Raw genomic sequence first — 15,093 nt, forward strand, 5'->3', positions numbered from 1 at the left:
GGGGTTGTCTCCGCCTGGGCCAGCCCTGACCGTCGCAAACCGGTTCCGACGAGATCGACCCTCTCCGCATTCGCGCGCGGACGCGCGCAGCCCCCTCCCCCTGCCCCCCTCCCGCAAGGGGAGGGGGGACAAGAAAGAACTCGGCTCGCCGGGGAGGCAGGCCTGATGTCCACGACTCAAGCCGCTGGCGCCATCCCGCGGCCCCTCGCCCGCCGCCGCCCGATCCGCCGGCACCAATGGGCAGGCCTGCTCTTCGTCCTGCCGGCGGTGGCGCTGGTGGTGGTGTTCTTCGTGGTGCCGCTAGCGATGACGGCGTGGATGTCGCTGCACAACTGGCCGCTGATGGGCGTGTCGCGGTTCATCGGTTTCGACAACTACCTGGCCATCGCCCGCGACACCCGGTTCTGGAACGCGCTGCGCTTCACCGCGCTGTACACCGTCGTCGTCACCATCGCGATCTTCGCCGCCGCCTTCCCGCTGGCGCTGTTCGTGGAGAAGCCGCGGCCCTTCGGCAGCTTCTACCGCACCGCCTATTTCCTGCCGGTGGTTGTCGGCTTCGCCTCGGCCAGCCTGCTCTGGGCCTGGCTGCTGAACGTCGATGCCGGCCTGTTCAGCCCGGCGGCCGAGGCGCTGGGGCTGACCGCGGGCCGGGCCAACCTGCTGGCCGATTTCGACCCGGCCTTCTGGTCGATCATCGCCATGGTGGTGTGGAAGGTCGCCGGCTTCACCATGGTGATCCTGATGACCGGGCTGCAGGGCATCCCGGCCGACTACCTGGAAGCCGCGAAGATCGACGGCGCCGGCCCCTGGGCCCGGTTCCGCCGCATCACCCTGCCGCTGATGCGCCGGACCATCGCCCTGGCGCTGATCTTGTCGGTCACGGGATCGATGCTGGCCTTCGACCAGTTCTACATCATCCTCGGCGGCGGCCCGCGCAACCAGACCGTGACCGCGGTCTACTGGATCTTCAACCAGTCCTTCGTCTCGTTCCGCCTGGGCTACGGCGCGGCGCTGTCGATGGTGCTGCTCGCCATCCTGCTGGTCCTGAGCGTCGTCCAGCTTCGCCTGCTGCGCCATCCGGAGGGCGAGTCATGAGCACGGCCGTGCCGCTGCGCCGGGCCGCCCCCGGCTTCCTGCTGCAGGCGGCGGCGCTGATCGCCGCCCTGCTGTTCCTCGCCCCGATCGCCTGGACCATGCTGGCCAGCCTGAAGCCGGCGTCGGAGGCCAACCTGCCGCCGCTGCCGCCCTGGCCGAGCGCGGGCTGGAGCACCGACAGCTACGCCGCGCTCGACGCCTTCGGCGCCGGGGTCGGCCACTATGCCGGCAACAGCCTGACCGTCGCCCTGGCCACCGCCGTCATCACCTCGATCGTCAGCCTGCTCGGCGGCTACGGCTTCTCGCGCTTCCGCTTCCCGCTGAAGAACGCGCTGTTTGTCCTGGTCATCGCCACGATCATGATCCCGTTCCAGTCGATCCTGACGCCGCTGTTCCTGCTGCTGACCAGGCTGGGGCTGCAGAACACGCTGGCCGGGCTGGTGCTGATCTACGTCACCCTGCAGCTGCCCTTCTCGATCTTCATGATGCGCAACGCGTTCGACGCGGTGCCGCGCGAGATCGAGGAGGCGGCGCGGATCGACGGCGCCGGCAGCCTCCAGTTGCTCGCCCGGGTGATGCTGCCGCTGGTGTTCCCCGGCATCGTCACCGTGGCGCTGTTCGCCTTCCTCGCCGCCTGGAACGAGTTCCTGGCGGCGCTGATCCTGCTGACCGACCAGGACAAGTTCACCCTGCCGATCCTGATGACCGCCGTCCGCTCCGGCCGCTTCGGCGCCGTGAACTGGGGCGCGGTGCAGGCCGGCGTCACCGTGATGATGATCCCCTGCCTGATCCTGTTCCTCGCCCTGCAGCGCTTCTACATCCGCGGCCTGACGGCCGGCGCGGTGAAGTAGGCGCATTCCCTGACCGACCGATCGATCAATGGAGTTCCGGATGACCCTCGCCCTCGCTGCCGAGACTGCGCCCCGCGCCCGCTTCCGCCCGCCCGCCGTGCCGCAGGTCGAGGTCCGCGGCTTCTGGGGCGGCCGCATTGATGCCGTCTGCGCCAGGACCGCCGACACACTGTACCAGCGCTGCGAGGAGGCCGGGATGCTGCAGCAGATCGACCCCGACGCGCCCTCGCCCGGGGTGAAGATCCCGTTCCATGGCGGGCTGGTCACCGCCCAGATGTTCTGGGATTCCGATTTCGGCAAGGTGATCGAGACCGCGGCCTATTGCCTGCAGCGCACCCCGAACCCGGAGCTGGAGCGCAAGGTCGACCATGTCATCGAGCTGTACGGCCGGCTGCAGCAGCCCGACGGCTATCTCAGCAGCTGGTACCAGCGGATCCAGCCGGGGCTGCGCTGGACCAATCTGCGCGACTGCCACGAGCTGTACTGCGCCGGCCACCTGATCGAAGGCGCCGTCGCCTACTACCAGGCCACCGGCAAGCGGCAATTGCTGGACATCATGTGCCGCTTCATGGACCACGTCGCCGCGGTGCTCGGCACCGGCCCCGGCCAGAAGCGCGGCTATTGCGGCCATGAGGAGATCGAGCTGGCGCTGGTCAAGCTGGCCCGCGTCACCGGGCAGCAGAAATACATGGATCTGGCCAAGTACTTCATCGACGAACGCGGCCGGCAGCCGCATTTCTACGATGCCGAGGCGCGCGAGCAAGGTCGCGACCCGAAGGACTACATCTTCAAGACCTATGAGTACAACCAGTCGCATCTGCCGGTGCGGGAGCAGGACAAGGTCGTCGGCCACGCCGTCCGCGCCATGTACCTGTACAGCGGCATGGCCGACATCGCCATGGAGTATGGCGACGACAGCCTGCGCCTGGCGCTGGAGCGGCTGTGGCGCGACCTGACGAGCAAGCGCCTCTACGTCACCGGCGGCCTCGGCCCCTCCGCCGACAATGAGGGCTTCACCGCCGATTACGACCTGCCGAACGAGAGCGCCTATGCCGAGACCTGCGCCGCGGTCGGGCTGGTGTTCTGGGCCGGGCGGATGCTCGGCCTCGGCCCCGATGCGCGCTACGCCGACATGATGGAGCTGGCGCTGTACAACGGCGCCGCCTCCGGCCTGTCGCTGGACGGCGCCACCTTCTTCTACGAGAACCCGCTGGAGAGCCGCGGCGGCCACCACCGCTGGACCTGGCACCGCTGCCCCTGCTGTCCGCCCAACATCGCCCGGCTGACCGCCTCGATCGGCAGCTACATGTATGGCCAGTCCGAGGACGGGATCGCCGTCCATCTCTATGGCGACAGCACCGCGACGCTCGACGTCGCCGGCGGCAAGGTGCGGCTGACCCAGGCGACACGCTATCCCTGGGACGGCGCCATCGCTCTGACCGTCGAGCCGGAGGCGCCGGCCAGCTTCACCTTGCATCTGCGCATCCCCGGCTGGTGCCGGAAGGCGACGCTCTCAGTGAACGGCGAGGGCCAGAACCTGGCCGCGATCACCCGCAACGGCTATGCCGCGATCACCCGGCGCTGGGCGGCCGGCGACACGGTGCGGCTGGACCTGGAGCTGGCAGTGGAGCGGATCCACGCCCATCCGGAGATCCGTCACGATGCCGGCCGGGCCGCGATCCGGCGCGGGCCGCTGGTCTACTGCCTGGAAGGCATCGACCACGGCGTGCCGCTGAACAGCGTGGTGCTGCCGGCGGATGCGGCACTAACCGCGCGAGAGGAGCCGGGCCTGCTGGGCGGGGTGGTGACGCTGGAGGGCGAGGCCCGGGCCGGGTCCCCGGCGGATTGGGGCGACGAGTTGTACCGCACAGCACCGCTGGCGGAGCGGCCGGTGCGGGTCAGGGCCGTGCCCTACTACGCCTGGGACAACCGCGATCCGGGCGAGATGCTGGTCTGGGTGCGGACGGCCTGATCGGCCGCGCCCGGCCGGCCGGGGTCAGCGCTTGGCGGTGACCCCGACCTCGGAGCGGCTGAGATACTCCTGGGTCAGGGCCGGCATCTGCTGCCAGATCCAGTCGCCCATCGCCTCCTCCTCGGCCTGGATGCGCTCGCAGGTCTCGGCGATCCCGGGCTCGCCAGCCTCGCGGGCGGCCGCCGCCAGCATGCGGTAGCTGCCGGCCTCGAACTGCTCGAAGGAGTAGCTGCCGAGCGCGTGCTTCAGCACCTCGTCCTCGGTCATCGAGTGGAACAGGCCCTGGATATTGGCGATGGTCTTCTGCGCCAGGACCTTGAGGTCGGACGGGTCGGCGCCGAGCTTCGCCAGGCAGTCCTCCACATCTTCCCGCTGCCGCCGGGTCTGCTGCAGATGCTCCTGCACCTTCGCCTTGGCCGCGGGATAGGTCTCAAGCCGGCTGATCTGCGTCTCCAGCAAGGAAACAGCCTGACTCTCCATGGCGTAGGCGTCGCGCAACCAGTGGGTCAGATGCTCTCTCGGGTCAGTCATCGCACTCTCCTGTCGAACCGCGCCCGGGCCGGCTCTCTCCGGCTCCGATGCGTCTTGAAGGCTCAACAGCGCCGCGCCGGGAGCCGTTCGCCCGGCCCGTCAAAAATGCAGAGCCGCCCCTTCTCCGGAACCGGCGGCCGGCTCCAGGCATTGCCAGGACAACGGCCGAGGCCTGACCGGAGGCAAGATCCCGGCGGCGGCCCCGCTCGGCACCGATGACGAGGCCGCCGGCATGCCGCCCACACCCGACGAGATCCAGGACGCCCGCCGTCGCGAGTCGATCGGGCGTCCGCCGGACACCGGGCTCGCGCGCGGCCCGGAAACGCCCGATCCACGGACGCCCCAGGGCCTGAGGCCGATTTATTCCGTCGTTCTCCTGTTCGTGCTGGTGCTCGTGGTGACGCTGATCCTCGCCTTGTGGCCCCTGGCCTGATCACCAGGGCAGCAGGAACCCAGCCAGGGCCAGCAGCAGCGCCGGCGGCATCACCACCAGGCCGAGGCGGAGGAACTGCAGGGCCCCGACCTCGATCCCCTCGCGGCGCAGGGCGACGAGCCAGAGGATGGTGGCGAGCGACCCGGTGACCGACAGGTTCGGGCCGAGATCGATGGCGATCAAGGCGGCGCCGGCGATCTGTGGCGGCATCGGGGCTTGGCTCAACGTCGACTGCACGATCAGCCCGGCCGGCAGGTTGTTCATCAGGTTGGTGGCGACCGCCACGATCGCACCGGTGCCCCAGGCGGCGCCGTCGACCGAGCGGGCGGCGACGTCCTGCAGCGTCGCGGCGAGGAGATGGACCACGCCGGTGCGGTCCAGCCCTTCGACCAGCACGAACAGCCCGGCCACCAGCGGCAGCACCTCCCAGGAGATGCGGCGCAGCAGGCCCCAGGGCGCGGCCCGGCGATGCAGCAGCACCGCCGCGGTGGTCAGGAGGCCGGCGAGCGCCGTCGGCAGGCCGAGATCGAGCCCGAAGGCCGAGGCCAGCAGCAGCACCACGGCGGTGACGCCGAGACCCCAGGCCGCCATGTGGCCGCCGGGCGGCAGGGCCGGCACTGTCACCTCGGTCGCGATCGGCGCGCGCAACGCCTTCGCCTGGGTCAGCCGGAGGGCGACGAAGGTGGCGCCGATCGCCAGCGCCGACGGCAGGGCGAACCAGGACAGCCAAGTCAGCAGCGGCGGCATCTGGCTGCCGAACACCACCAGATTGGCCGGGTTGGAGATCGGCAGCACGAAGCTGGCGGCGTTGGCGATGAAGGCGCAGATGAACAGGTAGGGCAGCGGCGCCGCCCCGGCCGCGCGGGCCACGGCGTAGACCGCCGGCGTCAGCACCACGGCGGTGGCGTCGTTCGACAGGAACACCGTGACGACGATGCCGACGACATAGGTCAAGCCGAACAGCCGGCTGGCCGAGCCGCGCGCCTTGCGCGCCGCGATCGCCGCGGCCCAGTCGAACAGCCCCTCGGTCCGCGCCAGCTCGGCCAGCAGCATCATGCCGATCAGGAACAGGTAGACATCGGCGCCCTTGCCGATCGCCGCCAGGGCGTCAGTGACGGGCAGCAGGCCGAACCCGACCAGCGCCACGGCGCCGATCGCCGCCCAGATCGCCTCGGGCAGGCGCCAGGGCCGCAGGATCACCCCGCCCGTGGCCAGCGCGGCGATGCCCCAGGTGGCGGCGGCACCGTCGGTCAGCAGGCTCATGGCGGTTCGTCTCCAGGCGAGGAAGCCGCATCTCGTAGCCGGCCGCCGTTTCCGCGGCAAGAGCCGTCGGCGGTGACATTTTTCGTCCTCCGCGCGTTGAGTGACAGGAGATGAAGCGAGGGATCCCGCACGTGAGGGTCATTCGAAGTGCCGCCGTCGACGAGGAATGCCCGCCTGAGACGTCCGTGCTGCGGCCACGGCGGAACGTCTGGCGGATCGAGCATGCGCATCGCGCCGCCGTGCTGGTCGACGCCGCCGCCTATTTCGGGGCGCTGCGATCGGCGATGCGGCAGGCGAAGCACCGCATCCTGGTGATCGGCTGGGATATCGACAGCCGCACGCCGCTGGTCGGGCCGGAGGGCGAGCCGACGGACGGGCTGCCGAAGGCGCTGGGCGACTTCCTCTGCGCCCTGGTCCGCGAAAGGCCGGAGCTGTCGGTCAAGCTGCTGCTGTGGAACTATTCGCTCTACTACACGCTGGAGCGGGAGCCGCTGCCGCTTCTCACTCTGCAATGGAGCACGCCGCCGCAGATCGAGCTGTGCCTGGACGACGAGATCCCGGTCGGCTCCTCGCACCACCAGAAGATCGTGGTGATCGACGATACGGTCGCCTTCGTCGGCGGGCTCGACCTCACGATCCGGCGCTGGGACACGACCGAGCACCGGCCGGAAGAGCCCGGCCGCATCGACCCCGCCGGTGTCCCCTACCCGCCCTTCCACGACGTGCAGATGGCGGTCGACGGCCCCGCCGCGCGGGCCCTGGGCGACCTGGCCCGATGGCGCTGGGAGCGCAGCAGCTGCGAGGCATTGCCCGCCATCGCCGCCCGTTCCGTGCCCTGGCCCGACGGGCTCGAGGCCGATTTCAGCGATGTCGCGGTCGGCATCTCGCGCACTCTCCCGCTCTATCCCGGCGAAGGCGAGGTGCGCGAGATCGAGGCCCTGTATGAGGACATGATCGATGCGGCGCAGGAGACGATCTACATCGAGAACCAGTTCCTGACCTGCACCCGCATCGCCGAACGTCTGGCCCGCCGGATGCGGCAGGTGCCTGGGCTGCAGGCAGTGCTCACGGCGCCGCGGATCCATCACAGCTGGGTCGAGCACCACGCCATGGCGGCGGGCCGCATCCGCTTCGTCGAGATCCTGCGCGCCGCCGGCGTCGCCGACCGCGTCCGGCTGCTGCATCCCCAGACCGGCCACAACGGTACGACCGCCGACATCATGGTCCATTCCAAGCTGATGATCGTCGACGACCGGCTGCTGCGGGTCGGCTCGGCCAACCTGTGCAACCGGTCGATGGGCGTCGACAGTGAATGCGACCTGACCATCGAAGCCATGACCGCGGCGGAGCGTAAAGCCATCCGGGCGGTGCGCGCCCGGCTGCTCGGCGAGCATTGCGGGGTCGAGCCGGCAGAGGTGGAGCGGCAGATCTGCGCCGCCGGATCGCTGCTCGCCGCCCTCGACGGGATGGGTGTCGGAGAGCGCCGCCTGGTGCCGATCGACGACGGCCGGGCGGCCGCGGAGGAACGGGGCTGGACCATCGCAGCGGTGGCCGATCCTCACACTCCGCTGCCGGCGACCGGCCTGGTCGATCGCGCCCTGGCCTCAGTCAAGGCGCGCTGGCGCGGCCTGCTGCGCATCGCCCCGATCGTCGTCGCCGCCCTGCTGCTGGCGCTGGCCTGGGGCACCACCGACCTTGCCGGCTGGGTCCAGCCGGAGCGGCTGCAGCAGTCGCTGCACGGGCTGGCCGGCACCGGCTGGGCCTTGCCGCTGGTCATCGCCGCCTTCGTGCTGGGCGGCATGGTGATGTTCCCGGTGACGGTGCTGATCGCCGCCACCGCCGCCGCCTATGGTGCCTGGCCCGGGCTGGCCTATGCCGGCGCCGGCGCGCTGGCCAGCGCTCTCGCCGGCTATCTGGTCGGAATGCTGGCCGGCGAGAAGGCCCTGCGCGCCGTGATGGGCCCGCGGCTGCACCGGATCCGGGACGGCATCGCCCGCCGCGGCATCGTCGCCGTGGCCAGCATCCGGCTGGTCCCGATCGCGCCCTTCACCCTGGTCAACCTGGTGGCGGGCGCAGCACGGATCCCGATCCTGGACTTCGTCCTGGGCACGGCCATGGGGTTGGCGCCGGGGCTGTTGGTGCTGTCGACGCTGGGCGACCGCCTGCTGTCGATCCTGAACGACCCGTCGCCGGCGCAGATCGGCATCCTGCTGGCGGTCATCGCCGCCTGGATCGCGCTGTCGGTCGGGCTGCAGGCGCTGGTCAGCCGGAGGCGGCGTTCCCGGTCGTGACGGATGCGCCGCTTCGCCTGCTGACCTGGAACATCCATGCCGGCATCGGTCCGGACGGACGTTACGACCTGGACCGGGTGATCGCCCTGGTCCGCCGGCATGAGCCCGACATCATTGCCCTGCAGGAGGTGGATTCACGCGGCCGGGGCACCGGCCCGCACTCGCCCTTCGCCCAGCTCGCGGCCGCGCTCGGCAACCACACCGCCGCGGCGCGGACCATCGTCGCGCCGGACGGGCATTACGGGCACCTGCTGATCAGCCGCTGGCCCCTGTCCGCCATCCAGCTGCACGACCTGACCCATTCCAGCCGGGAGCCGCGCTGCGCCATCGAGACGATGGTCACCACCCCGGGCGGGCCGCTGCACATCGCCTCGGTGCATCTCGGCCTCGCCTTCGCCGAGCGGCGGCGCCAGGCGGCGATGCTGGCGCGGATCGCCGACAGCGCGGCGCGGACCTCGGTCATGCTCGGCGACTTCAACGACTGGACCTGGAACGGCGCCGTGCGGCGGTCGCTGGCCGAAGTGCTGCCGGGCCGGACGCCGCAACGCACCTACCCGGCCCGCTGCCCCGTGCTGACGCTGGACCGGGTGTATTGCCGGCCGCACGATGCCCTGATCCGCAGCTGGGTCGATCCCGAGGGCCGGCACGTCTCGGACCATCTGCCGCTGATCGCAGAGATCCGCGTCAACCCGGTGCCGATGGCGTCGGAACCCGCGATCCGGGCCGCTCGTTGACCAGGCAAGCCCGCCTGCCTCCAGCACGGAGCCGACCATGAGACGCCTCCTGGCGGTTGCGGCCCTCGCCGCCCTGACCTGCCTGGCGATTGTCCCGCCCGCATCGGCGCAGAGCGCCGCCGCCCAACCGGCGCAGACCGATGCCTCCGGCTATGTCGAGCAGACCGCGATCAGCAACCTGTTCGAGGTCTCGGCCGCCCAGGCGGCGCTGCAGAAGGCGTCCACCGAAGAGGTCCGCAGCTTCGCCCGGATGATGCTCGACGACCACACCAAGGCCGGCGAGCAGCTGGCGGAGGCGGCGAAGGGCCAGGACCTCTCCCTGCCCACCAGCGTCGACGCCCGGCACGACCAGTTGCTGCAGGATCTGGCCAGCGCCACCGAGCAGGATTTCGACCGGCTGTACATGCGGACTCAGGTGGAGGCCCACACCGCGGCGTTGAAGCTGCAGCAGGACTACAGCAGCTTCGGCGCCAACCCGGCGCTGAAGGCGATCGCGACCCAACTGGTGCCGGTCACCAAGCGCCACCTGGACCAGGCCCAGACCATCCTCGACCGGCTCGCCAAGGCGTGATAATCGGCGGGCCTCGGAACGGATGCCGCCGAGGCCCGCCGATCCGTCGAGATCGTCGAAAATCTTCACGAAATGAGATTGCGAGTCATTATTATTCTTGATAATGAGCACCCGGCATTCGAAGACGGGTCGGCGCAGGTCGCCGGCGCCCGCGGTTCCGAATAAGAAGGATGGGGTGGCATGGTGGGTGCTGGATACGGCGCGCGCGATCGCGTGCGGATGTTGCTAACGACAACCATTCTCGTCGCGGCCGGCGGATCGGTCGGCACGTTCGCGCAGGCGCAGACGCAAACTCAGCCTCCGGTGCAGCCACAGGCCCAGCAGGCCCCGGCCGTGGATGGTGCCGCCCTGCCCCCGATCGTCGTCACCGGCCAGGGCGAAGACCCGACCGGGCCGGTGCAGGGCTTCGTGGCCAACACCGGCCTCAGCGCCACCAAGACCAACACGCCGCTGATCGAGACGCCGCAGTCGATCTCGGTGGTGACCAAGGACCAGATCACGGCGACGGATGCCGAGACCCTGTCCGAGGCGCTGACCTACACGCCCGGCATCACCTTCCAGTCCCCGGCCTATAGCCGGATGAACGACGACTTCATGATCCGCGGCTTCAACGTCGCCGCCGGCGGGTCCGGCATGCTGCGCGACGGCCTGCGGCTCCAGTCCAACGTTTATGACGGCAACCAGGAGCCCTACGGTCTGGAGCGCATCGAGGTGCTGCGCGGCCCCTCCTCCGTGCTCTACGGCCAGCTCAGCCCGGGCGGCGTGGTCAACGCCATCAGCAAGCGGCCGACCGACACGACGTTCCATGAGATGAACGCCGAATACGGCAGCTATGGCCGGACCCAGTTCTCGGGCGATACCGGCGGCCCGATCGACGAGAACGGCGTGCTGTCCTATCGGCTGACCGGGCTGTGGCGCGATTCGGGCAACTGGGTGGACCACGTCCCCGACGACAAGCTGTACATCGCCCCGGCCTTCACCCTGCGCCCCTCCGATGCGACCACGATCACCTTCCTGAGCGACTATCAGGAGATCTACACCCGCTTCGCCCCGCCGATGGACTATGACGATCTGCGCCACGGCACGATCCCGCGCGACCTGTTCATCGGCCAGAAGGGCTACGACCGCTACCATAGCGAGAGCTACACGCTCGGCTACCAGCTCGAGCACGAGTTCAACGACAGCCTGATCCTGCGCAATTCCCTGCGCTACTATCACGCCGACGTGACCTGGGATTACCTGAACTACGGCACGCTCACCGGCGACAGCCTGAGCCGGTCCGTGGTCAACCGCCGCGAGACGTCGACCGGCTTCACCACCGACACCTCGCTGGAAGCGAAGGTCGAGACCGGGCCGGTCCAGCACACCTTGCTGGCCGGCGTGGACACCTATGGCGTCAGCTACGACACCAACCGCTTCGGCGGCAGCGTCGGCCCGCTCGCCGACATCTATGACCCGGTCTATGACGCGGACGTGACCGTCAACTACAACAACAACACCGGTTTCAAGAATTCGGGCTCACAGGTCGGCGTCTATTTCCAGGATCAGATGAAGATCTACGACAAGCTGATTCTGGTGCTCGGCGGCCGCTACGACTGGGCGAACTCGTACAACACCAACTACCGCTCGCAGGCCTTCCTCGACGCGTTCGACCTCGACCGGAAGCAGAGCCGGGAGGACACCGCCTTCACCGGCCGCGTCGGGCTGCTGTACCTGTTCGACAACGGCCTGGCGCCCTATGCCAGCTTCAGCCAGTCGTTCCAGCCCACCGCGCTGAACGCCGGCATCAGCGCGACCGGGCAGCAGTTCGAGCCGACCAAGGCCGACCAGTACGAGATCGGCCTGCGCTACCAGCCGGCCGGCGAGAACTTCCTGATCAGCGGCGCCATCTTCCGGATCGACCAGGACCACGTCCTGACCACGGATCCGGAGGACAACACCTTTTCGATCCAGAACGGCAAGGTGCGGTCGCAAGGCATCGAGCTGGAGGCCCGGGCCAGCATCGGCGCGCTCAACCTCGTCGCCGCCTATGCTTACACCGACGCCCGCTTCCTCGAGAACGAGGCCGACTACTTCAAGGACGAGCGCCTCGCCCAGGTGCCGTATCACAACCTCGCTGTGTGGGCCGACTACAAGCTGGACGAACTCGGCCTCGCCGGCCTGACGATCGGTGCCGGGCTGCAGTATCTGAGCTCGACCAACATCCCGGGCAACGAGGAGACCGAGAAGGACGTGCCGGGCCGGGTGCTGGTCGACGCCATGATTGCCTATGATTTCGGTGCGTTCGACGAGCGCCTGACCGGGACCACGCTGCAGCTCAACGCCAAGAACCTGTTCGACAAGGAATACATGACCTGCGCCGACATCAGCGGCTGCCGCTATGGCGAGCCCCTCACGGTCTCGGCCTCGCTGGGCTACCGCTGGTGAGCTGCTGATGCTGAACCGGCGCGCGCTCCTGGGCGGGGTCGGCCTGGCCCTGGCGGGCCCGGCCCGGACGCGTGCGCAAGTTTCCGACCCCATCGCGCGCCGGGTCGCCTGCCTCGACCTGCTGCTGACCGAGACGCTGCTGACGCTCGGCGTCACCCCTGTCGCGGTCGGCAACATCCCGCTCTATCAGCGGCTGGTGGCCGAGCCGGCGCTGCTGGACGGCGTGCCGGATCTCGGGCCGCTGCAGGAGCCAAATCTCGAGCTGCTGCAGCAGCTGCGGCCCGACCTGATCCTGGCCCCGTCCTGGGCCGAGGTCGGGCTGAACAATCTCGAACGCATCGCCCCGGTCGCCTGGCTGCCGACCTTCTCCACCCAGAAGCCGGCGCTGGACCATGCCCGGGACCTGCTGGTCCGGGCGGCGGCGCTGACCGGGCGGGACACCGAAGCCAAGGCCTGGTCCGACCGCGCCGCCGCCGTCGTGGCCGAAGCCCGGGAGGTGCTGGAGCCCTGGACCGACCGGCCGGTCTATGTCGTCCGCTTCAACGAAGACGGGCGCCACGCCGCGATCTTCGGCGGCAACGGCATGATCGGCGACGTCCTGTCCCGCCTCGGCCTGCGCAATGCCTGGACCGGGCGGACCAATGTCTGGGGCACCGTCTCGATCGGCATCGAACAGCTGGCCGGCAACTCCGAGGCCAGGCTGATCCATTTCGACCGCGGCGCCGAAACCGAGCGCGCCCTGCGGCAGCTCGCCGCCAGCCCGCTCTGGGCCGCGCTGCCGGCAGTGCGCCAGGGCCGGGTGATCGAGATGCCGGTGATCTATCCGAATGGCGGGCTGTTCTCGGCCGCGCGCTTCGCCCAGCAGCTCGCCCGGGTTCTGCCGGCGCACGGCACCGCGAATGGCTGACCTTGCTTTGTCCCGGCCGGCGGCAACCGGCCGCCCGGCCCTGCTGGCAGCGCTGCTGATCGCCGCGGCCCTGGCCCTGTTCCTGCACCATCTGCGGGCGCTGCTGCCGCCGGCGGAATGGCAGCAGGCCTTGACCGCGCCCGACCCGGCCGACATGCGCCAGATGCTGGCCCAGTACAGCCTGCTGCCGCGCCTGATCGTGGGACTGCTCGGCGGCGCCGCGCTGGGCTTGGCCGGCGTGCTGTTCCAGCAGGCGCTGCGCAATCCGCTGGCCGAGCCGGGGACGCTGGGCGTCTTCGCCGGCGCCCGGCTGGCGCTGATCGCCGCCACCCTGTCGGCGCCGTCGCTGCTCGATGTCGGGCAGGAGGCCGTGGCCCTGCTCGGCAGCGCCGCGGCGATGGCCCTGATCCTGCTGCTGAGCTGGCGTCACAAGCTGGCCCCGATCGCCGTGATCCTGGCCGGGCTGGTCGTCACCTTCTATCTCGACGCCGGCAGCAAGATGCTGGTGCTGTTCAACCATCAGGCCCTGACCGACCTGTTCGTGTCGCAGGGCGGATCGCTGAACCAGAACAACTGGAACGTGGCGCTGGCCCTCGCGCCGCGCCTGGCCCTGGCCGCGCTGGCCGGCGCGCTGATGCTGCGGCCGCTGACGCTGCTCGATCTCGACGAGGACGGCGCGCGCGGCCTCGGCCTGTCGCCGGCGGCGGCGCGCCTCGCCGCGATCGCGGTGGCGGTGCTGTTGAGCGCCTCGGTCGCCGCGCTGGTCGGGCCGATCGGCTTCATCGGCCTGGCCGGGCCGGCGATCGCCCGCCTCGCCGGCGCCCGCCGCTTTCGCGACCGGCTGGTCTGGGGTCCCGCGGTCTCGGCCGGGCTGCTGGCGCTAACCGACCAGTTGGTGCAGTTCGTCGATGCCGGCGGTGCGATCCCGACTGGCGCGGTCACCGCCATTCTCGGGGCGCCGCTGCTGCTGTGGCTGCTGCGCCGGCTGCGGCCGGCGGCGGGCGAGGCCCGGCCGGACCGGCCCGCCGTGTCCGCTGATCACCGCCGCCGGCATCCCTGGCCCTGGATCGCCGGCGCCCTGCTGCTGCTCGGCCTTGTCGTCTGGGCGGCGCTGGCGCTGGGCCGCATCCCGGAGGGCTGGCGCTGGAGCCTGGACGGCGAGCTCGATCTGCTGCTGCCGTGGCGGGCGCCGCGCGTCGCCGCCGCTCTGGGCGCCGGCTTCATGCTGGCGACGGCCGGCGTGGTGCTGCAGCGCCTGACCGGCAACGCCATGGCCAGCCCGGAGCTGCTCGGCGTCTCCTCCGGCGCCACCCTGGCCCTGATCGTCGCCGCCCTCATTGTGCCCGGGCTGGACCGGCTGGCCCTGACCGGGATTGCCGGGCTCGGCGCCCTGGCGGCGCTGCTGGCGGTCCTGTCCCTCGGTCGGCGTTCGGCCTACTCCTCCGAGCACATGCTGCTGGCCGGCACGGCGCTGACCACCATCGCCTTCGCTTTCCTCGCGGGGCTGCTGTTCAGCGGCGATCCGCGCACCGCGCTGCTGCTGGGCTGGCTGTCCGGATCGACCTATGGCGTCTCCGCCCGCGACGCCGCAATCACCTGCGGCCTTGCCCTAGCCGCCGCCCTGATCCTGCCGCTGGTCGGGCGCTGGCTGACCATCCTGCCGCTCGGCGCCGCGACCGGCCGGGCGCTGGGCGTGTCGCTGGCCCGCAGCCGGGCCGCCCTGCTGCTGCTGGCCGCCGTGCTGACGGCCGGGGCGACGCTGACCGTCGGCCCGCTGAGCTTCGTCGGGCTGATGGCGCCGCACATGGTCCGCATGCTGGGCCTGCGGCGGCCGACGCAGCAGATCCTGGGGGCGGGTCTGCTCGGCGCCGGGCTGATGGTGCTGGCCGACTGGCTGGGCCGGACCATCGCCTTTCCCTGGCAGGTGCCGGCCGGGCTGGTTGCGACCTTCGTCGGCGGCACGTATTTCATCTGGCTGATGCAGCGACGGCGGCCGGCGTGACATGGGTGAGCGACAA

The 15,093-nt window shown here is 70.4% G+C and carries 12 protein-coding genes; 10 read left to right on the forward strand and 2 right to left on the reverse strand.

What is annotated here, in order from left to right:
* Nucleotides 1-165: 165 nt before the first annotated feature.
* The 3 genes from QFZ27_RS31245 to QFZ27_RS31255 are packed head-to-tail and all read left to right on the forward strand — an operon-like array spanning nt 166 to nt 3,918.
* On the forward strand, nt 166-1,095 hold the full coding sequence (locus tag QFZ27_RS31245) for a carbohydrate ABC transporter permease (protein ID WP_429230361.1): 930 nt from the start codon (nt 166-168) through the stop codon (nt 1,093-1,095).
* A complete protein-coding gene (locus QFZ27_RS31250; RefSeq protein WP_429230362.1) occupies nt 1,092-1,946 on the forward strand; it encodes a carbohydrate ABC transporter permease in 855 nt (284 codons plus the stop codon). Before QFZ27_RS31245 ends, QFZ27_RS31250 begins: the two co-directional genes overlap by 4 nt.
* A 40-nt stretch (nt 1,947-1,986) precedes the next feature.
* Nucleotides 1,987-3,918 (forward strand): glycoside hydrolase family 127 protein, encoded by a 1,932-nt coding sequence (locus tag QFZ27_RS31255; RefSeq protein ID WP_429230363.1) that lies wholly within the window; start codon nt 1,987-1,989, stop codon nt 3,916-3,918.
* Between the two features lie 24 nt (nt 3,919-3,942).
* Here QFZ27_RS31255 and QFZ27_RS31260 read toward each other — a convergent pair whose 3' ends face one another.
* Nucleotides 3,943-4,449: a ferritin-like domain-containing protein gene (locus QFZ27_RS31260; RefSeq protein WP_429230364.1), complete on the reverse strand. Its 507-nt coding sequence runs from the start codon at nt 4,447-4,449 to the stop codon at nt 3,943-3,945.
* A gap of 232 nt (nt 4,450-4,681) precedes the next feature.
* On the opposite strand from QFZ27_RS31260, the gene QFZ27_RS31265 reads away from it, so the two are divergent.
* Nucleotides 4,682-4,882, forward strand: coding sequence for a hypothetical protein (locus tag QFZ27_RS31265; protein ID WP_429230365.1), 201 nt, complete (start codon nt 4,682-4,684; stop codon nt 4,880-4,882).
* Here the strand turns inward: QFZ27_RS31265 and QFZ27_RS31270 are convergent, their stop codons facing one another.
* Nucleotides 4,883-6,145: an arsenic transporter gene (locus tag QFZ27_RS31270; protein ID WP_429230366.1), complete on the reverse strand. Its 1,263-nt coding sequence runs from the start codon at nt 6,143-6,145 to the stop codon at nt 4,883-4,885. It abuts the gene before it with no gap.
* 185 nt (nt 6,146-6,330) lie between these two features.
* Between QFZ27_RS31270 and QFZ27_RS31275 the strand changes: the two genes are divergently transcribed.
* From QFZ27_RS31275 to fhuB, 6 genes are all read left to right on the forward strand, one after another.
* A complete protein-coding gene (locus QFZ27_RS31275; RefSeq protein ID WP_429230367.1) occupies nt 6,331-8,436 on the forward strand; it encodes a VTT domain-containing protein in 2,106 nt (701 codons plus the stop codon).
* Nucleotides 8,433-9,170: an endonuclease/exonuclease/phosphatase family protein gene (locus QFZ27_RS31280; RefSeq protein ID WP_429230368.1), complete on the forward strand. Its 738-nt coding sequence runs from the start codon at nt 8,433-8,435 to the stop codon at nt 9,168-9,170. Before QFZ27_RS31275 ends, QFZ27_RS31280 begins: the two co-directional genes overlap by 4 nt.
* A 37-nt stretch (nt 9,171-9,207) precedes the next feature.
* The gene (locus QFZ27_RS31285; protein ID WP_429230369.1) at nt 9,208-9,741 is read left to right on the forward strand and encodes a DUF4142 domain-containing protein; all 534 of its coding nucleotides are present in this window, start codon (nt 9,208-9,210) and stop codon (nt 9,739-9,741) included.
* A 333-nt stretch (nt 9,742-10,074) separates the two neighbouring features.
* Entirely contained in the window at nt 10,075-12,168 is a 2,094-nt protein-coding gene (locus QFZ27_RS31290) for a TonB-dependent siderophore receptor (RefSeq protein ID WP_429230370.1), read from the forward strand.
* A 7-nt stretch (nt 12,169-12,175) separates the two neighbouring features.
* Nucleotides 12,176-13,075: an ABC transporter substrate-binding protein gene (locus QFZ27_RS31295; protein WP_429230371.1), complete on the forward strand. Its 900-nt coding sequence runs from the start codon at nt 12,176-12,178 to the stop codon at nt 13,073-13,075.
* Complete coding sequence (fhuB, locus tag QFZ27_RS31300; RefSeq protein WP_429230372.1) at nt 13,068-15,077, forward strand: Fe(3+)-hydroxamate ABC transporter permease FhuB; 2,010 nt, start codon at nt 13,068-13,070, stop codon at nt 15,075-15,077. Before QFZ27_RS31295 ends, fhuB begins: the two co-directional genes overlap by 8 nt.
* Nucleotides 15,078-15,093 lie beyond the last annotated feature (16 nt).

The organism is Inquilinus ginsengisoli, from assembly GCF_050434925.1.
Taxonomy (GTDB): Bacteria; Pseudomonadota; Alphaproteobacteria; order DSM-16000; family Inquilinaceae; genus Inquilinus; species Inquilinus ginsengisoli_B.

What these genes read in the sequence shown, in the direction of transcription:
- QFZ27_RS31265 (WP_429230365.1), top strand. Translation starts at nt 4,682, where the DNA reads ATGCCGCCCACACCCGACGAGATCCAGGACGCCCGCCGTCGCGAGTCG.
- QFZ27_RS31250 (WP_429230362.1), top strand. Translation starts at nt 1,092, where the DNA reads ATGAGCACGGCCGTGCCGCTGCGCCGGGCCGCCCCCGGCTTCCTGCTG.
- QFZ27_RS31285 (WP_429230369.1), top strand. Translation starts at nt 9,208, where the DNA reads ATGAGACGCCTCCTGGCGGTTGCGGCCCTCGCCGCCCTGACCTGCCTG.
- fhuB (WP_429230372.1), top strand. Translation starts at nt 13,068, where the DNA reads ATGGCTGACCTTGCTTTGTCCCGGCCGGCGGCAACCGGCCGCCCGGCC.
- QFZ27_RS31270 (WP_429230366.1), bottom strand. Translation starts at nt 6,145, where the DNA reads ATGAGCCTGCTGACCGACGGTGCCGCCGCCACCTGGGGCATCGCCGCG.
- QFZ27_RS31295 (WP_429230371.1), top strand. Translation starts at nt 12,176, where the DNA reads ATGCTGAACCGGCGCGCGCTCCTGGGCGGGGTCGGCCTGGCCCTGGCG.
- QFZ27_RS31260 (WP_429230364.1), bottom strand. Translation starts at nt 4,449, where the DNA reads ATGACTGACCCGAGAGAGCATCTGACCCACTGGTTGCGCGACGCCTAC.
- QFZ27_RS31255 (WP_429230363.1), top strand. Translation starts at nt 1,987, where the DNA reads ATGACCCTCGCCCTCGCTGCCGAGACTGCGCCCCGCGCCCGCTTCCGC.
- QFZ27_RS31245 (WP_429230361.1), top strand. Translation starts at nt 166, where the DNA reads ATGTCCACGACTCAAGCCGCTGGCGCCATCCCGCGGCCCCTCGCCCGC.